Origin of the sequence: Caldovatus aquaticus (assembly GCF_019458025.1) — a bacterium.
In the GTDB taxonomy this organism is placed as follows: domain Bacteria; phylum Pseudomonadota; class Alphaproteobacteria; order Acetobacterales; family Acetobacteraceae; genus Caldovatus; species Caldovatus aquaticus.
Map to the genome: position 1 here is coordinate 63,176 of NZ_JAHZUY010000002.1, position 21,846 is coordinate 85,021.

Here is a 21,846-nt window from a genome sequence, read left to right on the forward strand (position 1 = left end):
TTGATCTGGCGGAGGGGATGGGATTCGAACCCACGGTACGGGTTTAAGCCCGTACAACGGTTTAGCAAACCGCCGCCTTCAGCCACTCGGCCACCCCTCCGCAGGCGTGGCTCAGTCTCACGGCGTATGCGCGGGCGGTGATACCGCCCGCGCCCGGGGGCGTCAAACGCGCCGCGGGGCGTTCAGGAGAGCGCCACCTCGAACCCGCGCGCCGTCGCCGGGCGGGCCATCATCCGCTCGTACCAGCGCTTCACCGCCGGGTAGTCGGCGAGGTCCACCCGGTGGCGCGGATGCCGCCAGGCCCAGCCGAGGATGGCAAAGTCGGCCACACTCGGCTCGCCCTCGGTGGCGACGAACTCGCGCTCCGCCAGGCGCCGGTCGAGCACGCCGTAGAGGCGCCGGGTCTCCTTGTCGAAGCGCGCCAGGCCGTAGCGGCGGTCGGCCTCGTCCTGCAGGTCGAGGAAGTGATGCACCTGGCCCGGCATCGGCCCGAAGCCGCCCATCTGCCACATCAGCCATTCCAGCACGGGAACGCGCTCGCGCAGCGAACGGGGCAGGAAGCGCCCGGTCTTCTCGCCCAGGTAGAGCAGGATCGCCCCCGATTCGAAGACGCTGATCGGCCTGCCGTCCGGCCCCTCGGGGTCCACGATGGCGGGGATCTTGTTGTTCGGCGAGATCGCCAGGAATTCCGGGGCGAACTGCTCGCCCTTGGCGATGTTCACCGGCCGCACCCGGTAGGGCAGCCCCATCTCCTCGAGGGCGACGCTGATCTTGCGGCCGTTGGGCGTGTTCCAGGTGTAGAACTCGATCGGTTCTGGCAAGGGCGGGCGCTCCTCCGCGGATGGGGATGCGCGTCGGGCGGGCTTCGCCGCCCGATGCGGCAGCGGATGCTTTACAGCCGCCGCGTAACGGCGCAAATATGTGCTTGCTCGGGGGACTTAGGGGGGTTTCTTCCGATGAAGCTTGCAGGCGCGGCCGGCCCGTTCGGGCCGGCTTGGGGTCGTTTTGCCGCAGAGGCGCGGCCACGCTCGGTCGGCCTTGCCTATCTGATGTGGCTCGGCTGCGGGCTGTTCGGGCTGCACCGGCTCTATCTCGGGCGCCGGACGAGCGCGGCGGTGATGGCGGGGATCACCCTGATCTCCCTGGCGCTGGCGCAGAGCGGCCTCGGCCTCCTCGGCTTCGCCGCGACCGGCGCCTGGGCGCTGGCCGATCTGCTGCTGATCCCGGAAATGGCCCGGGAGTGCAACGCGGCCCTGGCGCAGACCGCCGCCGTGGTGGCCTGACGGGCAGGGGCCTCCTTCCCGCTCCCGCCCCGGTCCCGGCGCCGCCGCGTCACCACCAGCCGTAGCGCGGCGGCGCGTAACCGTAGCGGCGCCAAGCCTGTTCCTCTTCCCAGCGCCGCTGCTGCTCGCGCCCGATGGCATAGCCGCCCAGCGCCCCGACCAGCGCACCGACCGCGGCCCCTTCCCCGGCGCTGCCGCCGGCCGAGCCGATCAGCGCGCCGGCCCCGGCCCCGAGCGCGGCGCCTGCCCCGACGCTCCCCCAGACCGGATCCACCACCGGCACCGGATAGGCATAGACGCAGCCGCCGAGGGCCAGGGCGCCGGCAAGGACAGCGGTCGCGGATGGGAATCGACGCATGGCCGGGCTCCGGTGCTCCTCGGGGGATGGGCGGGCGCGCCGCGTTGCCGGCACGCCGCGATCCGAACGCGCCGCGCGGGCGCGGGTGGCAGTCTCGCCCGGGATCATGGCGCGCCGGTGGCGCCCGGACCCGCCGAGCGGGGCGCGGGCCGGCGCATCCCGCGCGGGGAGCGGCGCCTCAGCCGAGCTTGCGCTTCAGCGCCGCGTTGACCAGCGCCGGGTTGCCCTTGCCCGCCATCGCCTTCATCACCTGGCCGACGAAGAAGCCGAACAGCTTCTCCTTGCCGGCCTTGTACTCCGCCACCTTGTCGGCGTGGGCGGCGAGCACCTTCTCCACCGCCGCCTCGATCGCGCCGGCATCCGTCACCTGGCGCAGCCCGCGCTCCTCGACTATGGCGGCGGGCGGCCTGCCCGTCTCCACCATCGCCTCGAACACCTCCTTGGCGAGCTTGCCCGAGAGCGTGCCGTCGGTGATCAGATCGAGCAGCGCGCCGAGGTCGCGCGCCGAGACCGGCGGGTCGGCGATCGTCCGCTTCGTGCGGTTCAGCGCCGCGAACAGGTCGCCCATCACCCAGTTGGCGGCGAGCTTGGGATCGCGCCCGCGCGCCACCTCCTCGAAGTAGGCCGCGGTCTCCTTCTCCGCGACCAGCACCGAGGCGTCGTAGGCCGGCAGGCCGAATTCGCGCATGTAGCGGGCCTTGCGCTGGTCCGGCAGCTCGGGGAGGGTCCGCCGCAGCTCCTCCACCCAGGCCGGATCGAGCACCAGCGGGGGAAGGTCCGGGTCGGGGAAGTAGCGGTAGTCGTGCGCCTCCTCCTTGCTGCGCATGGAGCGCGTCAGCCCGCGCGCGGTGTCGAACAGCCGCGTCTCCTGCTCGACCTCGCCGCCCTCCTCCCAGACCGCGATCTGGCGCCGCGCCTCGGCCTCGATCGCCTGCATGACGAAGCGGATGGAGTTGATGTTCTTCACCTCGCAGCGCGTGCGGTAGCCCTCGCCCGGGCGGCGGACGGAGACGTTGACGTCGGCGCGCAGCGACCCCTCCTCCATGTTGCCGTCGCAGGTGCCGAGGTAGCGCATGATCTGGCGCAGCTTGGCGAGGAAGGCGCCGGCCTCCTCCGGCGAGCGCATGTCGGGCTCGGAGACGATCTCCATCAGCGCGATGCCGGCGCGGTTGAGGTCCACGAAGGTCTTGGTCGGGTGCTGGTCGTGCAGGCTCTTGCCGGCGTCCTGCTCGAGGTGCAGGCGGGTGATGCCGATCCGCCGGGTGGTGCCGTCGGCGAGCTCGATCTCGACCGCGCCGCGGCCGACGATCGGGTGCGCGTACTGGCTGATCTGGTAGCCCTGCGGCAGGTCGGCGTAGAAGTAGTTCTTGCGGTCGAAGCGCGACCACAGGTTGATCTCGGCGTTGAGGCCGAGGCCGGTGCGGACCGCCTGCGCCACGCATTCGCGGTTGATCACCGGCAGCATGCCGGGGAAGCCGGCGTCGACGAAGGAGACCTGGGTGTTCGGCTCGGCGCCGAACGCGGTGGCGGCGCCCGAGAACAGCTTCGCCTTGCTGATGACCTGGGCGTGCACCTCGAGGCCGATTACCAGTTCCCACGGGCCGGTGCGGCCCTCGATCGTGTAGGTCGCAGCGCTCATGCCCCCGCCCTCACCCGCGGCAGCGCCTTGAAGTCCGCCGCGCGCTCGAGCGCGGCGCCGACGGCGAACACCGTCTCCTCGTCGAACGGCCGCCCGATCACCTGCAGCCCGAGCGGCAACCCCTCGGCATCGAGCCCTGCCGGCACCGCGAGGCCGGGAAGGCCGGCGAGGTTGGCCGTCACGGTGAACACGTCGTTGAGGTACATCGTCACCGGATCGTCGGTCCGCTCGCCCATGGCGAAGGCCGCCGAGGGCGTGGCCGGGGTGAGGATCGCGTCCACCCTCTCCCACGCCCGCTCGAAGTCGCGCGCGATCAGGGCGCGCACCTTCTGCGCCTTGAGGTAGTAGGCCTCGTAGTAGCCGGCGGAGAGCACGTAGGTGCCGATCATGATCCGCCGCTTGACCTCCTGGCCGAAGCCCGCGGCGCGCGTGCGCTCGTACATGTCGCGCAGGTCGCTGTCCGGCGCCGCCACCCGCAGCCCGTAGCGCACCCCGTCGTAGCGCGCGAGGTTGGAGGAGGCCTCCGCCGGGGCGACGATGTAGTAGGTCGGCAGGGCGTATTGCGTGTGGGGCAGGCTGATCTCCACCGGCTCCGCCCCCTCGGCGCGCAGCCACTCCAGGCCCTGCCGCCACAGCGCCTCGATCTCCGCCGGCATGCCGTCGAGCCGGTACTCCTTCGGCACGCCGATCCGCAGGCCCCGGACGCCGCGCCGGCAGGCGGCGGCGAAGTCCGGCACCGGCACCTCGGCGGAGGTCGAGTCCTTCGGGTCGTGCCCGCTCATCGAGCGCAGCAGGATCGCGCAGTCCTCGACCGTGCGCGCGAACGGCCCGGCCTGGTCGAGCGAGGAGGCGAAGGCGACGATGCCGTAGCGCGAGCAGCGGCCGTAGGTCGGCTTGATCCCGACGATGCCGCAGAACGCCGCCGGCTGGCGGATCGAGCCCCCGGTGTCCGTCCCCGTGGCGCCGAGCGCCATCCGCGCCGCCACCGCCGCCGCCGAGCCGCCCGAGGAGCCGCCCGGCACCAGCCTCGTCTCCGGGTCGTTCCTCCGGCTCCATGGGTTCTCCACCGGCCCGAAGGCGCTGGTGAGGTTGGAGGAGCCCATGGCGAACTCGTCGAGATTCGCCTTGCCGAGGAACACCGCCCCGTCGCGCCGGAGCTGCGCCGTCACCGTGCTCTCGTAGGGCGGCACGAAGTTGTGCAGGATGCGGCTCGCCGCCGTGGTCCTGACCCCGGCGGTGCAGAACAGGTCCTTGATCGCGAGCGGGATGCCATCGAGCGGCCGCGCCTCGCCGCGCGTGCGCCGCGCGTCGCTCTCGCGCGCCTGCGCGAGCGCCTGCTCGGCGGTCACGGTGATCAGCGCGTTGAGCCGCGGGTTCAGCGCCTCGATCGCCTCGAGATGCGCGCGCGTCAGCTCCTCGGCGCTGAGGGCGCGGCGCCCGAGCGCCTCGAGCGCCCCGGCGATGGTGAGGTCGGTCGGCCGCATCGGCGCGTTCACTCCACCACCTTGGGGACGGCGAAGAAGTCGCCCTCGCGGTCGGGGGCGTTGGCGAGGATCAGTTCGCGGATGTTCCCCTCGGTCACCACGTCCTCGCGCATCGGCATGCGGGTCGGCCCGCCGCGCGGGGCGCCGCCCGCCATCGGCTCGACGCCCTCCGTGTCCACGGACCGCAATTGCTCGATCCAGCCGAGGATGCCGTTGAGCTCGGCCTGGAGGCGCGCGACCTCCGCCTCCTCCAGCCGGATGCGGGCGAGCGCGGCGACGCGCCTCACGGTTGCGGTGTCGAGCGACATGGCGGACGGATACCCTGCCAGGACTTCCCGGGGAAAGGGCGGCGGACCATAACGGCGCCCATGCCCCTCGTCCACCTGCGCGACCTGCGCGCCGGCCTCAAGCGCGGCGAGCGCCTGCTCGGCATCGACCCGGGGGCGAAAACCATCGGCCTCGCCCTCTCCGACGTGACGCTGCTGCTGGCGAGCCCCTATGGCAGCCTCAAGCGCGGCAAGCTGCGGGAGGTGGCGGCGGCGATCCGCGCCATCGCCGCGCGCGAGGGGGTGGGCGGCCTGGTGGTCGGCCTGCCGCTCTCCCTGGACGGCCGCCGCGGCCCGGCGGCGCAGGCGGCGGAGGACTGGGCGCGGGCGCTCTCGGAAGCGACCGGCCTGCCCGCCGCGATGTGGGACGAGCGCCTCTCCTCCGCCGCGGTCAACCGCTTCCTGGCGGGCGAGGCCGACCTCAGCCGGGCCAGGCGGGCGAAGGTGGTGGACCGGGCGGCGGCGGCGTGGCTGCTGCAGGCGGCCTTGGACGCGCTGCGCGGCGCCGCTACCCTTCCCCGCCCCGCCGAGCCGCCGGACGAGTCGTGAGCCTCCCCTACCCGCACCGCCATCTGCTCGCCATCGAGGGCCTGGAGCCGCCCTACATCGCCGGCCTGCTGGACCTCGCGGAGAGCTACGCGCTGCTCAACCGCTCCGGCAAGACGCAGCGCGACCTGCTGCGCGGCCGCACCCTCATCAACCTGTTCTTCGAGGACTCGACCCGCACCCGCACCTCCTTCGAGCTCGCCGGCAAGCGGCTCGGCGCCGACGTGATCAACATGTCGGTCGCCACCTCCAGCGTCAGCAAGGGCGAGACGCTGCTCGACACCGCCGCGACGCTGAACGCGATGAACTGCGACCTGCTGGTGGTGCGCCACGGCCAGTCCGGGGCGCCCGCCCTGCTCGCGCAGAAGGTCTCGGCGGCGGTGATCAACGCCGGCGACGGCACGCACGAGCACCCGACCCAGGCGCTGCTCGACGCGCTCACCATCCGCCGCCGCAAGGGGCGGCTCGAGGGCCTGACGGTCGCCATCTGCGGCGACATCCTGCACAGCCGGGTCGCGCGCTCCAACATCCACCTGCTCACCGCCATGAACGCGCGGGTGCGCGTGGTCGGTCCGCCGACGCTGATCCCGGCCGAGGCGGCGCGGCTCGGCGTCGAGGTGTTCCACGACATGCGCAGCGGGCTGCGCGACGCCGACGTGGTGATGATGCTGCGCCTGCAGCGCGAGCGCATGGCGGCGGGGCTGGTGCCGAGCAGCCGCGAATTCTTCCGCTTCTGGGGCCTCGACGCCGAGAAGCTCGCCGCGGCGAAGCCCGATGCGATCGTCATGCATCCCGGCCCGATGAACCGCGGCGTCGAGATCGACAGCGCCATCGCCGACGATCCCGCGCGCAGCGTCATCGGCGAGCAGGTGGAGATGGGGGTCGCCGTGCGCATGGCGGTGCTCGACGTCCTCTCCCGCCAGCTCCTGCGCAACGCCTGACGCCTTCCGGCCATGCGCGACACCCTGATCGCCAACGCCCGGCTGCTCGATCCCGCGACCGGCCTCGATGCGCCGGGCGCGCTGCTGATCCGCGACGGCGCGATCGCCGACCTCGGCCCCGGCCTCGCGGCCCCGGAGGGGGCGGAGACGGTGGACGCCGCCGGCGCCTGCCTCGCCCCCGGCCTCGTTGATTTGCGCGCCGCGCTCGGCGAGCCCGGCGCCGAGCACCGCGAGACCATCGCCTCCGCCGCCCAGGCCGCGGCCGCGGGCGGCATCACCACGCTCTGCGTGCTGCCCGACAGCGACCCCCCGATCGACGACCCCGCGCTGGTGCAGTTCGTGATCCGCCGCGGCGAGGCCACCGGCTCCGTCGCCCTGCTGCCCTACGGCGCCGCCACGCGCGGCTGCGCCGGGGCGGAGATCGCCGAGTTCGGCCTGCTGCGCGAGGCCGGGGCGATCGCCTTCACCGACGGGGCGCGGGCGATCGGCAACGCGCGCACCATGCGCCTCGCCCTCTCCTACGCCCGCGGCTTCGGCACCTTCGTCGTGCAGCACCCGGAGGAGCCCTCCCTCGCCGCCGGCGGCGCGGCGACCGAGGGCGAGCTCGCCACCCGGCTCGGCCTGCCCGGCATCCCGGCGGAGGCCGAGGCGATCCTGGTCGAGCGCGACATCGCGCTCGCCCGCCTCACCGGCGGCCATGTCCACTTCGCCCACGTCTCCACCGCCGCCGCGCTCGCGCGCATCCGCGCCGCCAAGGCGGAGGGCCTCGCCGTCACCTGCGACACCGCGCCGCCCTATTTCGACCTCAACGAGACGGCGATCGGCGACTTCCGCACCTACGCCAAGCTCTCGCCGCCGCTGCGCGCCGAATCCGACCGCCAGGCGGTGGTCGCGGCGCTCGCCGACGGCACCATCGACGCCATCGCCTCCGACCACCAGCCGCGCGACGCCGACGACAAGCGCCTGCCCTTCGCCCAGGCGGCCGCCGGCGGGGCGGGGCTCGCGACGCTGCTCGCGGTGACGCTGGCGCGGGTGCACGCCGGGGACCTGACGCTGCTGCAGGCGCTCGACCTGCTCACCGCCCGCCCGGCGCGGCTGCTCGGCCTTCCCGCCGGGCGGCTCGCCAAGGGGGCGCCGGCCGACCTGGTGCTGTTCCACCCCGACCGCGCCTGGAAGGTCGAGGCCGGCCGGCTGCCGGGCAAGGCGCAGAACTCGCCCTTCGACGGCCGGGCGCTGGAGGGGCGCGTGCTCGGCACCTGGAAGGCCGGCCGGCGGGTGTTCGGCGGATGACCCTGCCCCTGGTCCTCGCCCTCGCCCTCGGCTACGCGCTGGGCTCCATCCCCTGGGGCCTGGTGCTGACCGCCGCCGCCGGGCTCGGCGACATCCGCCGCATCGGCTCCGGCAACATCGGCGCGACCAACGTGCTGCGCACCGGGCGCAAGGGGCTCGCCGCCGCGACGCTCGCGCTCGATGCGCTGAAGGGCGCGGCGGCGGTGTGGGTCGCCTGGCGGCTGTGGGGGCGGGATGCGGGGCTGCTCGCCGGCGCCGGCGCGATGCTCGGGCACGCCTTTCCCGTCTGGCTGCGCTTCAGGGGCGGCAAGGGGGTGGCGACCGCCTTCGGCGTGCTGCTGACCGCCGCGTGGTGGCTCGGCCTCGCCGCCGCCGCGGTGTGGCTGGCGGTCGCCTTCGTCACCCGCATCTCCTCCGCCGGCGCGCTCGCCGCCGCCGCCGCCGCGCCGGCCGTGGCGCTGGCCTTCGGCGACGCCCGGCTGGCGCTGATGGCGCTCGCCCTCGCCCTGTTCGTCACCTACCGGCACGCGGCCAACATCCGCCGCCTGCTCGACGGCACCGAGCCGCGCATCGGGAAAGGGGCGTGAGGCGTGCGGGGCCGCGCCGCCGCCCTCCCCCCGGCCGGGCGCCCCCCCGCCGAAGCGCTCGCCCGGCTGCGCCTCGCGCGCACCGAGGGCGTCGGACCGCAGACCTGGCGCCGCGCCCTGGCCCGCTTCGGCTCCGCCGAGGCCGCGCTCGCCGCCCTGCCCCGCTACCCGGCGCCGCGCGGCGGCCCGCCGCTGCGGCCGCCGCCCGAGGCCGAGGCCGCGCGCGAGTGGGAGGCCCTGGCGCGGCTCGGCGGCCGCTTCCTCTTCCTCGGCGATCCCGGCTATCCGCCGCTGCTGGCGCTGGCCGAGGACGCCCCGCCCGTCCTCGCCGTGCTCGGCGACGCGGCGGCGCTCGCCGCCCCCCAGGTCGCCGTCGTCGGCGCGCGCAACGCCTCCGCCGCCGGGCGGCGCATCGCCGAGGAGCTGGCCGAGGGTCTCGCCCGTGCCGGCGTGGTCGTCACCTCCGGCCTCGCGCGCGGCATTGACGCGGCGGCGCACGAGGGGGCGCTGCGCGGCGGGCGCACCGTCGCCGTCGTCGCCGGCGGGCTCGACCAGCCCTACCCGCCCGAGCACGCCGCCCTGCAGGCCCGCATCGCCGCGGCCGGCGCGGTGGTGTCGGAGGCGCCGCTCGGCACCGCCCCCCAGGCCCGCCATTTCCCGCGCCGCAACCGCATCGTCGCCGGCCTCGCGCTCGGCGTGGTGGTGGTGGAGGCGGCGCTGCGCTCCGGCAGCCTCATCACCGCCCGCCTGGCGCTGGAGGCGGGGCGCGAGCTGTTCGCCGTGCCCGGCTCGCCGCTCGATCCGCGCTGCCGGGGCGCCAACGACCTGATCCGCCAGGGCGCGCACCTCGTCGAGACCGTCGAGGACATCCTGCCCCACCTGCCCGACGCCCCCCGCGACGGCCCGCTCTTCCGCCTCGCCGCCCCGCCGCCGGAGGCGCCGCAGAAGCCGGAGGAGCCCGGGGCGGTCCCGCCGCCGCCCGCCCCCAGGCCGGGGGAGATCGACCAGGTCCTTGATCTCATTGGACATTCACCCGTGGCGGTTGACGAGCTTGCCCGCCGCTGCCACCTCTCGGCATCGGCGCTGCAGGCGATCCTGCTGGAGCTCGAGCTCCAGGGCCGGATCGAATCCCTCCCCGGCGCCCGGGTCGCCCGCACCGGACCGGCCCGGAACGAACCGATGGGATCGGCGTAAGAACCCCTCCATGCCAGACGTCGTCGTCGTCGAATCGCCCGCCAAGGCGAAGACCATCAACAAGTATCTCGGCCGCGACGTCACCGTCCTGGCGAGCCTCGGCCATGTCCGCGACCTGCCCGCCCGGGACGGCTCGGTCCGCCCGGAGGAGGACTTCGCCATGGACTGGGAGGCGGAGGCGCGCGGCGAACGCCAGGTGAACGAGATCGCCAGGGCGCTGCGCGGCGCGCGGCGGCTCTACCTCGCCACCGACCCCGACCGCGAGGGCGAGGCGATCTCCTGGCACGTCAAGGAGATGCTGGCGAGCAAGGGGGCGCTCAAGGACGTCGAGGTCCGCCGCATCACCTTCAACGAGATCACCAAGCGCGCCGTGCAGCAGGCGTTCGCGAACCCGCGCGACCTCGACCGGCCGCTGATCGACGCCTACCTCGCGCGCCGCGCCCTCGACTACCTGGTGGGCTTCACCCTCTCGCCGGTGCTCTGGCGCAAGCTGCCCGGCAGCCGCAGCGCGGGCCGCGTGCAGTCGGTCGCGCTGCGGCTGATCTGCGAGCGCGAGGCCGAGATCGAGGCCTTCCGCCCGCGCGAGTACTGGACGGTGGAGGCGCGCTTCACCACCCCGCGCGGCGCCTCCTTCACCGCGCGGCTGACGCATCTCGACGGCCGCCGGCTCGAGCAGTTCGACCTGCCGGACGAGGCGGCGGCGATGCGCGCCAAGGCGGCGGTCGAGGCCGGCGCGTTCTCGGTCCTCTCGATCGAGAGGAAGCGCGTCCGGCGCAACCCGCCGCCGCCCTTCACCACCTCGACCCTGCAGCAGGAGGCGGCGCGCAAGCTCGGCTTCCACGCCCAGCAGACCATGCGCGTCGCGCAGCAGCTCTACGAGGGGGTGGACATCGGCGGCGAGGCGGTCGGCCTCATCACCTACATGCGCACCGACGGCGTGCAGATGGCGCGCGAGGCGGTGTTCGCCATCCGCGACCACATCCGCGAAAGCTTCGGCCCCGACTACCTCCCGGGCGCCCCGCGCGAGTACACGAGCCGCGCCAAGAACGCGCAGGAGGCGCACGAGGCGATCCGCCCGACCGACGTCGCGCGCCGGCCGGAGGATGTCGCGCCCTACCTCAGCGACCAGCAGCGCCGGCTCTACGAGCTGATCTGGAAGCGCGCCGTGGCGAGCCAGATGGCCTCGGCCGAGCTCGACCAGACCACGGTCGAGATCGCCGACGAATCGGGCCGCACGCGGCTGCGCGCCACCGGCTCCGTCGTCGCCTTCGACGGCTTCCTCCGGCTCTACCGCGAGGACGTGGACGACGCGGCCGCCGCCGAGGACGAGGAGGGCCGCACCCTGCCGCCGATGGCCGAGCGCGACCCGCTGCGGCGCGGCGAGGTCACGGCGCTGCAGCACTTCACCCAGCCGCCGCCGCGCTACTCGGAGGCGAGCCTGGTGAAGAAGCTGGAGGAGCTCGGCATCGGCCGGCCCTCCACCTACGCGACCATCCTGCAGACGCTGCAGGACCGGCAGTACGTGCGGCTGGAGCGCCGGCGCTTCGTCCCGGAGGACCGCGGACGGCTCGTCACCTCCTTCCTCACGCGCTTCTTCGAGCGCTACGTGGACACCGGCTTCACCGCCGCGCTGGAGGAGCAGCTCGACGACATCTCCGGCGGCCGCGCCCACTGGAAGGAGGTGATGCGCGCCTTCTGGGAGGAGTTCTCGCGCGCGGTGGACGCCACCCGCGACCTCAAGATCAGCGACGTGATCGAGGCGCTGGACGAGGAGCTCGGCCCGCACTTCTTCCCGGCGCGCGAGGACGGCACCGACCCGCGGCTCTGCCCGGCCTGCGGCAGCGGCCGCCTCGGCCTCCGGCTCGGGCGGAGCGGCGCCTTCATCGGCTGCTCGAACTATCCGGAGTGCCGCTACACCCGTCCGCTCGCGGTCCCCGGCGCCGAGGGCGAGGCGGGCGGCGCCGCCCTCGCCGAGGGCCAGCGCGAGCTCGGCGTGGACCCGGCCAGCGGGCAGAAGGTGACGCTGCGCCGCGGCCCCTACGGCCTCTACGTCCAGCTCGGCGAGGAGACCGAGGACGCGAAGGGCAGGAAGGTGAAGCCCCGCCGCGCCAGCCTGCCGCGCGGGATGGACCCGGACTCGCTGACCCTGGAGCGGGCGCTGGGGCTGCTCTCCCTCCCCCGGGTGGTGGGCGTCCATCCGGACACGCGCGAGGAGATCCAGGCCGGCATCGGGCGCTTCGGCCCCTACGTGAAGATGGGCCACACCTACAAGTCGCTCGACGCGGACGACGACGTGCTCACGATCGGCCTCAACCGCGCCGTGGCGCTGCTCGCCGAGGCGAAGCCGCGCGGCCGCGCGCTCGGTCCCCATCCGCGGGACGGCCAGCCGGTCGAGGTCCGGCGCGGCCGCTTCGGCCCCTTCGTCCAGCACGGGCGGATGGTGGCCTCCCTGCCGCGCGGCGTGGACTTCGACGCGGTGACGCTCGAGCAGGCCGTCGCGCTGCTCGCCGAGAAGGGCAAGGAGCTGAAGCCGAAGGGCGCGGCCGCGCGCGCCGGAGCGCGGGGCGGCGCGGCCCGTGCTGCCGCCGCGGGCGGCAACGGCGAGGCGGCGCCCGCACCGGCGGCCGCGCGGCGGAAGGCGGCGACGGCCGCCGGCGCGCGCAAGGGTGCCGCCGCCCCCGCCCCCTCCGCCCCGCCGGCCGCCAAGCCGGCAAAACGCCAGGCGGCGGCGGGCGCGACGGCGCGCCGGGGCGCGGCGGGAACGGCGAAGAAGGCCGCCGCGAAGCCCGCCGCCAGGAAGGCGCGCGCGGCGACGAAGGCGGCGCCCTGAGATGTCCCGGCGCCGCGGCCCGCCTTCCGGCAAGGAGCGGGGCGCGGGGAGCGCCGCCCCCGCGCCGGGTGCCGGGAGGGGACGCGCCGGCGCCCCGGCGCGCCGCCGGACGCCGCGCGCGGCGGCCGCCCTGCCGACGAAGGAGGAGCTCCGGCGCTTCCTCGCCGCCCAGGGGCGCCCGGTCAGGCCCGGCGAGATCGCGCGCGCCTTCGGCCTCGGCCCGCACCAGCGCGCCGCGCTGCGCGACCTGGTCCGCGCGCTGGAGCGGGAGGGGGCCGTGGCCCCGGCCGGCCGGCGCGGTGTCGCGGTGCCGGAGGCCGTCGCGGACGCCGGCCGGCGCGCCGGCGCCGGCCGCCCCGCAGCGGACCGCCCGGCAGGCGGAGGCCGGGCGGCCCGCCTCCCGGAGATGGCCGTGGTCGAGGTCTTCGGCACCGATGCGGACGGCGAGCCGCTCGCCCGCCCGGTCGGATGGCAGGGACCGGGCCGCCCGCCGGTCGTGTTCCTGCGCCCCGAACGCCCCGGCCAGCCCGCGCTCGCGCCCGGCGAGCGCGTGCTCGCGCGGCTGCGCCGGCTCGGCGGCGACCGGTACGAGGGCCGCACCTTCAAGCGCATCGGCGGCGCCGCGCCGGCGCGCCTGCTCGGCGTGTTCGAGGAGGGGCGGATCGTCCCGACCGACCGCCGCCAGAAGGCCGAATGGATCGTCCCGCGCGGCGAGGAGGGCGGCGCGACGCCCGGCGACATCGTCCTCGCCGAGCCGCTTCCCGGCCACGGCTTCGGCCCCCGTCCGGCGCGGGTCGTGGAGGTGCTGGGGGCGGTGCACGAGCCGCGCTCGGTCTCGCTGATCTGCATCCACGCCCACGGCATCCCCGACCTCTTCCCCGCCGAGGCGCTGCGCGAGGCGGAGAAGGCGCGCGGCGTCTCGGCGCGCGGACGCGAGGATCTGCGGCACGTCCCGCTGGTGACCATAGACGGCGAGGACGCGCGCGACTTCGACGACGCCGTCTGGGCGGAGCCCGACCGCGACGGCGGCTGGCGCCTCCTGGTCGCGATCGCCGACGTCGCGCACTACGTCCGCCCCGGCAGCCACCTCGACCGCGAGGCCTGGGCGCGCGGCAACTCGGTCTATTTCCCCGACCGCGTCGTGCCGATGCTGCCCGAGGCGCTGTCCAACGGATGGTGCAGCCTCCGCCCCGGCGAGGACCGCGGCTGCCTGTTCGCCGAGATGCGCTTCGACGCCGAGGGGCGGAAGACGGCCCACCGCTTCGGCCGCGGCCTCATGCGCTCCGCCGCCCGGCTGACCTACGAGCAGGTGCAGCGCGCCGCCGATGCGGGCGACGACCTCGGCCTGCCCGGCGGGACGCTGCGCCACCTCTACGGCGCCTTCCGCGCCCTGCTCGCGGCGCGCGAGCGGCGCGGCACGCTCGAGCTCGACGTGCCGGAGCGCAAGGTGGTGCTCGATCCGCGCGGCAAGGTGCTGGCGGTCGTCCCCCGCCCGCGCCTCGATTCCCACCGGCTGATCGAGGAGTTCATGATCGCGGCCAATGTCTGCGCCGCGGAGGAGCTGGAACGGCTGCGCCAGCCCTGCATGTACCGCGTCCACGACCGCCCCTCGGACGAGAAGCTGGAGGGCCTGCGGCTCTTCCTCGGCGGCTTCGGCTTCTCGCTGCCGGCCTCCGGCCGCATCCACCCGCGCGACTTCTCCGCCATCCTGCAGAAGGTCCGGGGCCGCCCGGAGGAGCGGCTGGTCCACGAGACGATCCTGCGCGGCCAGTCCCAGGCGGCCTACAGTCCCGACAACATCGGCCATTTCGGGCTCGCCCTGCCGCGCTACGCCCACTTCACCAGCCCGATCCGGCGCTACGCCGACCTCCTGGTGCATCGCGCCCTGATCCGCGGCCTGCGCCTCGGCGCCGGCGGGCTCGAGGAGACCGAGGCCGCGCGCTTCCCCGAGACCGCCGAGCACATCTCCCAGACCGAGCGCCGCGCCGCCGCCGCGGAGCGGGACGCGGTGGACCGTTACCTCGCCGCCTACATGGCGGATCGCGTCGGCGCGACGTTCGCCGCGCGGATTTCGGGGGTGACACGGTTCGGCCTCTTCGTCACGGTGGAGGAGAACGGCGCGAGCGGATTCGTCCCCCTCGCCTCCCTTCCGGACGACCGATGGTTCCACGACGAGTCCCGGCATGTGCTGACCGGGCGCAGGACCGGTCTGACCTTCGCCCTGGCGCAGCCGGTGGAGGTGCTGCTGGCGGAAGCGACGCCGCGCACCGGGGGCATGGTGTTCCACCTGCTGCAGGGCGAGCCGCGCGCCGACGCGACCGCGGCGCGGCGCCGGGGCGGCGGCCGGCGGGAGCGCAGCCGGCGCCACGGCTGATCCGGGGCACCGGCGGACACGCCGCCGCCGCGCCGGACGGCCGCGGCGCGTGCGGCGCGTCCGCTCCCCCGCACGACCGGCGGCGCGGCGGCGCCGGCTCCGTCCTTCTCGCACTGGTGCTGGCCCTGGCCGTGCTCGCCGCGCCGCCCGCCGGCACGCCCGCCCGCGCGCAGGAATTCCCCCGCTCCGCCATCGAGGCCGTCCTCGCCGCCGCCTTCGAGGCGGTGCTGGAACGGCACCTCGAGCCGGTGGCGCCGTCCGATCTCGGCCTCTGGAGCCTGCGTGGCCTGAGCGCGCTCGAACCCGCGCTGCTGGTCGAGCTGGGCGACGGCGCGTTCCGCCTGCTGCCGGCGGCCGCGCGCGCCGGCCCGCCGCTCGCCGCGCAGCGCCTCCCGCCTGCCGTCCTCCATCCGCCCGCCGCGGCGCCGCCGGCGACGACCGCGGCCGCCCTCGTCGCCACGGCGGTTCCGCTGCTCGAGGCCGCGTGGGCCGCCTCGCCCGCCCTCCGCCACGCCGGCGCCGAGGGCGTGCTGCGGGCGATGTTCGAGGAGCTGTTCAACTACCTCGATCCCTACAGCCGCTACGTCACCGCGGCCGAGGCGCAGGCGGCGCGGGAGCGGCGGATCGGCCATGCCGGACTCGGACTGCGCCTGGCTGCCGGACGCGACGGGACGGTGCGGATTGCGGCGGTTGCGCCCGGCGGGCCGGCGGCGCGCGCCGGGCTCCGCGCCGGCGACCGCCTGCTCGCGATCGAGGGCGAGCCGGTTTCCGGCGGCGACCTCGGGGACGCGGCGGCGCGGCTCGAAGGGCCGGAGAACAGCCTGGTGACGCTGCTGGTCGCGCGCGGCAACCGGCGGCGCGAGGTGCTGCTGGTGCGCAGCCCCGTGCCGCCGGAGACGGTCTTCGTCGAACGGCGCGACGACATCCTCTGGCTCCGCCTCTCGGGCTTCCTGCACGCCACCGCCGAGCGGCTCGCGACGGCGCTCGCCGATGCCTTCGGGCCGCACGCGCGCAACCCGCCGCGGGGCGTCGTGCTCGACCTGCGCGGCAACCGGGGCGGGCTGCTCACCCAGGCGGTGGCGGTGGCGGACCTGTTCCTCGCCGGCGGCACGATCCTGCGCACCGACGGACGGCACCCGGAGGCGCGGCGGATCTACCTCGCCCACGGGCAGGAACTCGCGGCCGGGCGCCCGGTCGTGGTGCTGGTGGACGGCCGCTCGGCCTCCGCCTCGGAGGTGGTGGCGGCCGCGCTCGCGGACCACGGGCGCGCCGCGGTGGTGGGCAGCACGACCATGGGCAAGGGGCTGGTGCAGCTCCTCGTGCCGCTGCCGGACGGCGGGGAGCTGCTGCTGAGCTGGTCGCGCCTGATCGCGCCGCGCGGCTGGCCGATCCAGGGCCTCGGCGTGATGCCCGGGGTCTGCACCAGCCTCGGGGCGGAAGCGACGGAGCGCGCGCTGGCGCGCCTGATGGCCCCCGACGGCGCGGCACCGATGGCCGCGGTGCTGGCGCGGCATGCGCGGGCGCGCGTGCCGGTTCCGGCCGAGGAGGTCGCGGCGCTGCGCAACGCCTGCCCGCCTGCGGAGGGGCGCGAGGCCGACCGCGCCGTTGCCCGGCTGCTCCTCGATCACCCGCGGGCGTGGCGCGCGGTGGCGGCGGCGGGCGCGCCGTGACCGGCGCGGGCGCGGCGCGCGGCGCTTGACGCCGGGGGCGGGGGGGCTACTGTCCGCCGCGCGCGCCGCGCGCCCGGCGGGCGAACCGCGGCAGACGGAGTTCCGCCATGGCCAAGTCGAACACCATCCTGATCCGGCTCGTCAGCAGCGCCGACACCGGCTATTTCTACGTGACCAAGAAGAACACCAAGAACACGACCGCGAAGCTCGAGCTGCGGAAGTACGATCCGGTCGTCCGCAAGCACGTCATCTTCCGCGAGGCGAAGATCAAGTAACCCCGAGGCCCGTCCGGCTGTCGGCCGCCGCCGCGGCGGCGTCCCAGTCCTCCGGCGTGGCGAACTCCACGCGGTTGCGGCCCGCACGCTTGGCACGGTAGAGCGCAGCGTCCGCCGCCCTGATCAGGGGATCCACCGCGCCGCCGCGTGGCGCGAGGGCGACGCCGATGCTGATGGTGGTGCCGATCGGGGCGCCGCCGGCATCCGCCGCGAGCGGACTGGCCGCCACCGCGGCGCGCAGGCGCTCCGCCGCCGCCATCGCGTCCTCCGCCGTGGCCCCCGCCATGGCGACCACGAACTCCTCGCCACCCCAGCGCGCCACGACATCGGCGGCCCGGATGTGGGCGCGCAGCCGCTCGGCCACCGCGCGCAGCGCGACATCCCCGGCCGCGTGGCCGTGGGTGTCGTTCACCGCCTTGAAGTGGTCCACGTCCGCCAGCAGCACCGCGGCCGGCTGGGTCCGCAGCGCCGTCCGCAGGTAGCCGTACAGGTAGAGCCGGTTGCGCAGCCCGGTGAGCGGGTCGGTCACTGCCATCTCGATCGAGCGGTCGAGGTCGGCCCGCAGCCGCTGCTGGTAGCGGTGGCGGCGGATCTGGTTGCGCGCCCGGGCGCCCAGCTCGTGCGGATCCACCGGGCGCAGCACGTGGTCGTTGGCGCCGAGGTCGAAGCCGCGCAGCACCAGCTCGCGCTGCTCCGGCCCGGCGACCAGCAGCACCGGCACCTCGCGCGTCCCGGCATGGGCGCGGATGCGCGAGACGAGACGCAGGCCGTCCGGCCCGGCGCTGCGCAGCCCGAGGACCACCAGGTCGTAGCCGGTGCCGCCCTCGGGACCGGACGGCCCGGCCGCGACCAGGCGCGGCCAGGCGTCCGCCGCGCCGCGGGCCTGCTCCACGGTCAGCCCGCCGGCGGCCAGCGTCGCGGCGAGCGCCGCCGCCTCCTCCGCATCCTCCTCGACCAGCAGCACGCGGGCGGCAGAGGGCGAGACATCCGGCGCCGCGGGCGGCTCAAGGCCGAGGGCGCGCGCCGTCTCCACGCGCTGGCGCCAGGCGTCCAGCACCTGCTTCATCCGCAGGAGCGTGCGCAGCCGGGCGAACAGCGTCGCGTCGTCCACCGGCTTGGAGAGGAAGTCGTCCGCCCCCGCCTCGAGGCCGCGCACGCGCGCCTCCGGCTCGGTCAGGGCGGTGACCATGACCACCGGGATGTGCGCGGTGGCGGGCAGGGCCTTGAGCCGGCGGCAGACCTCGAAGCCGTCCATCCCCGGCATCATCACGTCCAGCAGGATGACGTCGGGCGACCAGCTCTCGGCCAGGACCAGCGCCTCGGGCCCGCCGCCGGCCTGCGCGACCTCGTAGTATTCCGCGCTGAGCTTGGCCTCCAGCAGCCGCCGGTTGGCGGGGATGTCGTCCACGACCAGGATGCGGGCGGTCATTCGGGCCGGGCCCCGGCAGGGATCGGGCACGGGGGGGAGGTCGTTTGGCGCCGGAGCCCCCCGCAGCCTAGAGTTGGGAGGGCGCCGCTCCCCGAATCCGTCACGGTTTGGTCAAGGAGATGGGCATGTCCGGAGTGGCTCTGCGCGGGGGAGGCGGGGAAAAGGATGCGGAACGGCGCGGCCGCCGGCACGCCAACGCCCTGCTGTTCTTCCGCCGCTGGCTGGCCAACCCGCTGCAGATGGGCTCGGTCATCCCCTCCTCGCCGAGTTTGTGCCGCAAGATCGCCGCCCTGGTCGCGCGGGCGGAGGACGAGGTGGTGGTCGAGCTCGGCGCCGGCACCGGCGTGGTCTCGCGCGCCCTGCTCGCCGCCGGCGTCCCCCCCGACCGCCTCGTGGTGGTCGAGATCGTGCGGGAGATGGCCGAGCACCTGCGCGCGGTGCTGCCGAGCGGGGCCCAGGTGCTGTGCGGCGACGCCTTCGCGCTGGCGGAGACGCTGCCGCGGTGCTGGCACGGCAAGGTCGGCACGGTGATCTGCGGCATCCCGCTGGTCATGCTGCCGCTCGCCCAGCAGCGCCGCTTCGTCGAGGCGGTGGAGGCGGTGGCGCCGGGCCGGGGCTTCCTCCTCTACACCTACTGCATCACCTCGCCCCTGCCCTATCGCCGGCTTGGCCTCACCGCCCGGCGCGAGGCGTGGACGCCCCTGAACTTCCCGCCGGCCAGCGTCTGGCGCTACCGGCCGATCCGCGCCTCCTCCCCCCCCTCTCTCCCGCCGCATGCGCCTGTCTCTCGCAGATCCTAGGTTGAACACTCCTGCGGAATTCTGAATACATGGTAGCATGCGCTGGCGGAAACCCGCCGGATTCGCGACGGGGCGGCGGGGCAGCCGCCGGTGGCGGTGGCGCGCCCGCCTGCGTTCAGCCGGAACTGAGCGTCACCTCCTGGCCGTCGGGCCGCCGGATGTGGACCAGCAGCCGGGCATGCGGGCTGCGGCGCACCCGCACCGCCTCCTCGAGGCCCAGCGCGGCGAGCGCGGCGCGCAGGGCGTCGGCCTCCGGATGCTCGGCCTCGACGGCGAGCAGGCGGCAGCCCGAATCGCGCAGCCGCTCGCTGGCGCGCGGGCCGTCCCACTGGATCAGCGGCGGGATCAGGTTGTCGAGATCCTGGCGCTGCGGCGGGAAGGCGATGCGCCAGGAGAGGTCGCCGCGGCGCATGGCGCGGATCTCGCCGATGCGGGAGGGGCCGAGCCGGGCCACCACCGCATCCAGCGCCGTGGTGCGCGCGACATAGGCGAGCAGCGCCGGGCCGGACTCGAGGCGGGTGCGCACGGAGGGATCGTCGAGGTCGAAGGGGCGCGGATGCGCCGGCGGCGGCTGGCCGGGATCGGGCGCGATCACCTCCAGGTAGCACTCCGGCCCCATGCCCAGCAGCATGTTGTGCGTGCCCACCCCCTCGTGCGCGCCGCCCGGTTCGGGCCGGACGCCGAGATGCTGCTCGACCCAGGCGGCGCCCTCCTCGAGGGTGCGGGCGCCGACGACGATGTGATCAATCTCGGCCATGGGATGTGTCCTAGCGCGGCGCGAACTGGATCCCGCCGAACAGCACCTCGCGCTCGGCGTCGCTGATCGGCCCCTGGCGCTGGCGGTCGGCGAGGACCTGGACGCCGCGCTGCACCGCCGGGCGCGCGGCGATCGCATCGTGCCAGCGCTTCACCGCCGGGTACTGGGCGAGGTCTATGCCGCGCCGCTGCGGATTGCGCACCCAGGGGAAGGTGGCGATGTCGGCGATCGAGTAGTCCGGGCCGGCGAGGTACTCGCTCTCGGAGAGGCGCTTGTCGAGGACGCGGTGCAGCCGCGCGACCTCGTTGCGGTAGCGCTCGATCGCGTAGGGGATCCTCTCCTTCGCGTAGTTGGCGAAGTGGTTGTACTGGCCGAACATCGGCCCGACGCCGCCCATCTGGAACATCAGCCACTGCAGGCAGCGGTAGCGGGCCTCGGGCGCCTTCGGCAGCAGCGGGCTGCCGGTCTTCTCGGCGAGGTAGACCAGGATCGCGCCCGATTCGAACAGGGAGAACGGGCGTCCCTCCGGTCCTGCCGGGTCCACGATGGCGGGGATGCGGTGGTTCGGGGTGATGGCGAGGAATTCCGGACGGAACTGCTCGCCGGCGCCGATGTTGACCGGGATCACCTCATAGGGAAGGCCGAGCTCTTCCAGCATGATGTGGACCTTGTGGCCGTTCGGGGTGGGCCAGGTCCATACTTGGATCGCCATGGTGTCCTCCAGCCGTCCGCGACACCTTGTCCCGCGGCGAGGGCAGCGGCAACCCCGGCGGGGCCGGGTCGCCGCGCCGCCCCGCCGCGGCGCGGCGGCCGCCGGCGGATCAGGCGTTGCCGGCGAGATACTCCATCGCCGCCTGCACCCCGCCCGGCCGGTGCGGCACGCCGGCGAGGCGCAGCCCCATCTCCACCCCGCCCAGCGTGCCGACGAGCTGGAGGTCGCCGAGATCGCCGAGATGGCCGATGCGGAACACGCGGTCGCGCAGCTGGCCGAGGCCGTTGCCGAGCGACATGTTGAACCGCTCGAGGATCACCGCGCGCAGCGCGTCCGCCGAATGCCCCTCCGGCAGCCGGACCGCGGTGAGGGAGGAGGAGTAGTGCCGCGGCTCGGCGCACTGGATCTCGAGCCCCCAGGCGCGCACCGCGCGGCGCGTCGCCTCGGCGTGGCGGTCGTGGCGGGCGAAGACGTTGGCGAGCCCCTCCTCGAGCAGCATGTCCACCGCCTCGTTCAGGCCGTAGAGCAGGTTGGTGGCCGGCGTGTAGGGGAAGTAGCCGGTGGCGTTGGCCGCGAGCATCGCCTTCCAGTCCCAGAAGCTGCGCGGCAGCCGCGCGGTCTCGCTCGCCTTCAGCGCCTTCTCGCTGATCGCGTTGAAGGAGAGGCCGGGCGGCAGCATCAGCCCCTTCTGGCTGCCGGCCACGGTGACGTCCACGCCCCACTCGTCGTGGCGGTAGTCGATGGAGGCGAGCGAGGAGATGGTGTCCACCATCAGCAGCGCCGGGTGGCGCGCCGCGTCCATGGCGCGGCGCACCTCGTCGATGCGCGAGGTGCAGCCGGTCGAGGTCTCGTTGTGGACCACGCAGACGGCCTTGATCAGGTGGCCCTTGTCCTCGCGCAGGCGCGCCTCGATCGCGGCGACGTCGGCGCCGCGGCGCCAGTCGGTGCCGATGAACTCGGGGACGAGGCCGAGCCGCTCGGCCATCTCCTTCCACAGCGTGGCGAACCAGCCGGTCTCGCACATCAGCACCCGGTCGCCGGGGGAGAGGGTGTTGGTCAGCGCCGCCTCCCAGGCGCCGGTGCCGGAGGCGGGGTAGATCACCACCGGCCCCTTCGTCTGGAAGACGAGGCGGAGCTTCTCGAGCAGCGCCTTGGCCATCTTCCCGAAGTCGGGACCGCGGTGGTCCATGGTCGGGTTGTCGATCGCCCGCAGCACGCGGTCGGGCACGTTGGTCGGGCCCGGGATCTGCAGGAAGTGCCGGCCGGGGGTGGGCTTCGATCGGTAGTAGGTCATGGGTGGCGCTCCTCGTCGCCCGGCGGTATGCCGCAGCGCCGCGCCGACTGCCAAGGG

20 protein-coding genes and 1 tRNA gene are annotated in these 21,846 nt (G+C 75.1%); 11 read left to right on the forward strand and 10 right to left on the reverse strand.

Going from position 1 to position 21,846, the window contains the following annotated elements; all coding sequences use genetic code 11:
- Positions 1-6: 6 nt before the first annotated feature.
- Together K1J50_RS01240 and K1J50_RS01245 are read right to left on the reverse strand one after the other, a co-directional pair.
- Positions 7-100: transfer RNA gene (locus K1J50_RS01240), tRNA-Ser, on the reverse strand.
- A gap of 82 nt (positions 101-182) precedes the next feature.
- Positions 183-821, reverse strand: coding sequence for a glutathione S-transferase family protein (locus K1J50_RS01245; RefSeq protein ID WP_255574799.1), 639 nt, complete (start codon positions 819-821; stop codon positions 183-185).
- A 228-nt stretch (positions 822-1,049) separates the two neighbouring features.
- Between K1J50_RS01245 and K1J50_RS01250 the strand changes: the two genes are divergently transcribed.
- The gene (locus K1J50_RS01250; RefSeq protein WP_220115611.1) at positions 1,050-1,283 is read left to right on the forward strand and encodes a hypothetical protein; all 234 of its coding nucleotides are present in this window, start codon (positions 1,050-1,052) and stop codon (positions 1,281-1,283) included.
- Between the two features lie 49 nt (positions 1,284-1,332).
- Here the strand turns inward: K1J50_RS01250 and K1J50_RS01255 are convergent, their stop codons facing one another.
- From K1J50_RS01255 to gatC, 4 genes are all read right to left on the reverse strand, one after another.
- Positions 1,333-1,641: a glycine zipper domain-containing protein gene (locus K1J50_RS01255; RefSeq protein ID WP_220115612.1), complete on the reverse strand. Its 309-nt coding sequence runs from the start codon at positions 1,639-1,641 to the stop codon at positions 1,333-1,335.
- A 178-nt stretch (positions 1,642-1,819) separates the two neighbouring features.
- Positions 1,820-3,280, reverse strand: coding sequence for an Asp-tRNA(Asn)/Glu-tRNA(Gln) amidotransferase subunit GatB (gene gatB, locus K1J50_RS01260; RefSeq protein WP_220115613.1), 1,461 nt, complete (start codon positions 3,278-3,280; stop codon positions 1,820-1,822).
- The gene (gene gatA / locus K1J50_RS01265) at positions 3,277-4,764 is read right to left on the reverse strand and encodes an Asp-tRNA(Asn)/Glu-tRNA(Gln) amidotransferase subunit GatA (RefSeq protein WP_220115736.1); all 1,488 of its coding nucleotides are present in this window, start codon (positions 4,762-4,764) and stop codon (positions 3,277-3,279) included. Before gatA ends, gatB begins: the two co-directional genes overlap by 4 nt.
- Before the next feature lie 8 nt (positions 4,765-4,772).
- Positions 4,773-5,072: an Asp-tRNA(Asn)/Glu-tRNA(Gln) amidotransferase subunit GatC gene (gene gatC / locus K1J50_RS01270; RefSeq protein WP_220115614.1), complete on the reverse strand. Its 300-nt coding sequence runs from the start codon at positions 5,070-5,072 to the stop codon at positions 4,773-4,775.
- Between the two features lie 60 nt (positions 5,073-5,132).
- Between gatC and ruvX the strand changes: the two genes are divergently transcribed.
- The 9 genes from ruvX to rpmG all read left to right on the forward strand — a co-directional run bounded on the left by ruvX (position 5,133) and on the right by rpmG (position 16,797).
- Positions 5,133-5,639 carry a Holliday junction resolvase RuvX gene (gene ruvX, locus K1J50_RS01275; RefSeq protein WP_220115615.1) on the forward strand — a complete coding sequence of 169 codons (507 nt, stop codon included), beginning with the start codon at positions 5,133-5,135 and terminating at the stop codon, positions 5,637-5,639.
- Positions 5,636-6,577, forward strand: coding sequence for an aspartate carbamoyltransferase catalytic subunit (locus K1J50_RS01280; protein WP_220115616.1), 942 nt, complete (start codon positions 5,636-5,638; stop codon positions 6,575-6,577). The genes ruvX and K1J50_RS01280 overlap by 4 nt, the downstream gene beginning before the upstream one ends.
- Before the next feature lie 12 nt (positions 6,578-6,589).
- Entirely contained in the window at positions 6,590-7,867 is a 1,278-nt protein-coding gene (gene pyrC, locus K1J50_RS01285) for a dihydroorotase (protein WP_220115617.1), read from the forward strand.
- Entirely contained in the window at positions 7,864-8,454 is a 591-nt protein-coding gene (plsY, locus tag K1J50_RS01290; RefSeq protein ID WP_220115618.1) for a glycerol-3-phosphate 1-O-acyltransferase PlsY, read from the forward strand. The genes pyrC and plsY overlap by 4 nt, the downstream gene beginning before the upstream one ends.
- Positions 8,455-8,457: 3 nt before the next feature.
- Positions 8,458-9,648, forward strand: a complete 1,191-nt coding sequence (dprA, locus tag K1J50_RS01295; protein ID WP_220115619.1) for a DNA-processing protein DprA — start codon at positions 8,458-8,460, stop codon at positions 9,646-9,648.
- A 10-nt stretch (positions 9,649-9,658) separates the two neighbouring features.
- Positions 9,659-12,478 carry a type I DNA topoisomerase gene (gene topA / locus K1J50_RS01300; protein ID WP_220115620.1) on the forward strand — a complete coding sequence of 940 codons (2,820 nt, stop codon included), beginning with the start codon at positions 9,659-9,661 and terminating at the stop codon, positions 12,476-12,478.
- Position 12,479: 1 nt separating this feature from the next.
- Positions 12,480-14,852 (forward strand): ribonuclease R, encoded by a 2,373-nt coding sequence (gene rnr, locus K1J50_RS01305; protein WP_220115621.1) that lies wholly within the window; start codon positions 12,480-12,482, stop codon positions 14,850-14,852.
- A gap of 116 nt (positions 14,853-14,968) precedes the next feature.
- Positions 14,969-16,522, forward strand: a complete 1,554-nt coding sequence (locus K1J50_RS01310) for a S41 family peptidase (protein WP_220115622.1) — start codon at positions 14,969-14,971, stop codon at positions 16,520-16,522.
- A 107-nt stretch (positions 16,523-16,629) separates the two neighbouring features.
- Positions 16,630-16,797, forward strand: a complete 168-nt coding sequence (gene rpmG / locus K1J50_RS01315; RefSeq protein WP_220115623.1) for a 50S ribosomal protein L33 — start codon at positions 16,630-16,632, stop codon at positions 16,795-16,797.
- On the opposite strand, the gene K1J50_RS01320 is transcribed toward rpmG, so the two are convergent.
- Positions 16,790-18,226: a PleD family two-component system response regulator gene (locus K1J50_RS01320; RefSeq protein ID WP_220115624.1), complete on the reverse strand. Its 1,437-nt coding sequence runs from the start codon at positions 18,224-18,226 to the stop codon at positions 16,790-16,792. The genes rpmG and K1J50_RS01320 overlap by 8 nt on opposite strands.
- Positions 18,227-18,351: 125 nt before the next feature.
- On the opposite strand from K1J50_RS01320, the gene K1J50_RS01325 reads away from it, so the two are divergent.
- A complete protein-coding gene (locus K1J50_RS01325; protein ID WP_220115625.1) occupies positions 18,352-19,026 on the forward strand; it encodes a class I SAM-dependent methyltransferase in 675 nt (224 codons plus the stop codon).
- A gap of 115 nt (positions 19,027-19,141) precedes the next feature.
- On the opposite strand, the gene K1J50_RS01330 is transcribed toward K1J50_RS01325, so the two are convergent.
- The 3 genes from K1J50_RS01330 to K1J50_RS01340 form a co-directional block, all read right to left on the reverse strand.
- The gene (locus K1J50_RS01330; RefSeq protein ID WP_220115626.1) at positions 19,142-19,783 is read right to left on the reverse strand and encodes a VOC family protein; all 642 of its coding nucleotides are present in this window, start codon (positions 19,781-19,783) and stop codon (positions 19,142-19,144) included.
- Between the two features lie 10 nt (positions 19,784-19,793).
- Positions 19,794-20,495, reverse strand: coding sequence for a glutathione S-transferase family protein (locus K1J50_RS01335; protein WP_220115627.1), 702 nt, complete (start codon positions 20,493-20,495; stop codon positions 19,794-19,796).
- Positions 20,496-20,604: 109 nt separating this feature from the next.
- Positions 20,605-21,789, reverse strand: coding sequence for a pyridoxal-phosphate-dependent aminotransferase family protein (locus K1J50_RS01340; protein WP_220115628.1), 1,185 nt, complete (start codon positions 21,787-21,789; stop codon positions 20,605-20,607).
- Positions 21,790-21,846 lie beyond the last annotated feature (57 nt).

Coding starts and splice junctions, on each gene's coding strand:
- gatA (WP_220115736.1), bottom strand. CDS start 4,764: ATGCGGCCGACCGACCTCACCATCGCCGGGGCGCTCGAGGCGCTCGGG.
- K1J50_RS01250 (WP_220115611.1), top strand. CDS start 1,050: ATGTGGCTCGGCTGCGGGCTGTTCGGGCTGCACCGGCTCTATCTCGGG.
- K1J50_RS01320 (WP_220115624.1), bottom strand. CDS start 18,226: ATGACCGCCCGCATCCTGGTCGTGGACGACATCCCCGCCAACCGGCGG.
- pyrC (WP_220115617.1), top strand. CDS start 6,590: ATGCGCGACACCCTGATCGCCAACGCCCGGCTGCTCGATCCCGCGACC.
- gatC (WP_220115614.1), bottom strand. CDS start 5,072: ATGTCGCTCGACACCGCAACCGTGAGGCGCGTCGCCGCGCTCGCCCGC.
- rnr (WP_220115621.1), top strand. CDS start 12,480: ATGTCCCGGCGCCGCGGCCCGCCTTCCGGCAAGGAGCGGGGCGCGGGG.
- gatB (WP_220115613.1), bottom strand. CDS start 3,280: ATGAGCGCTGCGACCTACACGATCGAGGGCCGCACCGGCCCGTGGGAA.
- K1J50_RS01330 (WP_220115626.1), bottom strand. CDS start 19,783: ATGGCCGAGATTGATCACATCGTCGTCGGCGCCCGCACCCTCGAGGAG.
- ruvX (WP_220115615.1), top strand. CDS start 5,133: ATGCCCCTCGTCCACCTGCGCGACCTGCGCGCCGGCCTCAAGCGCGGC.
- K1J50_RS01335 (WP_220115627.1), bottom strand. CDS start 20,495: ATGGCGATCCAAGTATGGACCTGGCCCACCCCGAACGGCCACAAGGTC.
- K1J50_RS01325 (WP_220115625.1), top strand. CDS start 18,352: ATGTCCGGAGTGGCTCTGCGCGGGGGAGGCGGGGAAAAGGATGCGGAA.
- K1J50_RS01255 (WP_220115612.1), bottom strand. CDS start 1,641: ATGCGTCGATTCCCATCCGCGACCGCTGTCCTTGCCGGCGCCCTGGCC.
- topA (WP_220115620.1), top strand. CDS start 9,659: ATGCCAGACGTCGTCGTCGTCGAATCGCCCGCCAAGGCGAAGACCATC.
- rpmG (WP_220115623.1), top strand. CDS start 16,630: ATGGCCAAGTCGAACACCATCCTGATCCGGCTCGTCAGCAGCGCCGAC.
- plsY (WP_220115618.1), top strand. CDS start 7,864: ATGACCCTGCCCCTGGTCCTCGCCCTCGCCCTCGGCTACGCGCTGGGC.
- K1J50_RS01340 (WP_220115628.1), bottom strand. CDS start 21,789: ATGACCTACTACCGATCGAAGCCCACCCCCGGCCGGCACTTCCTGCAG.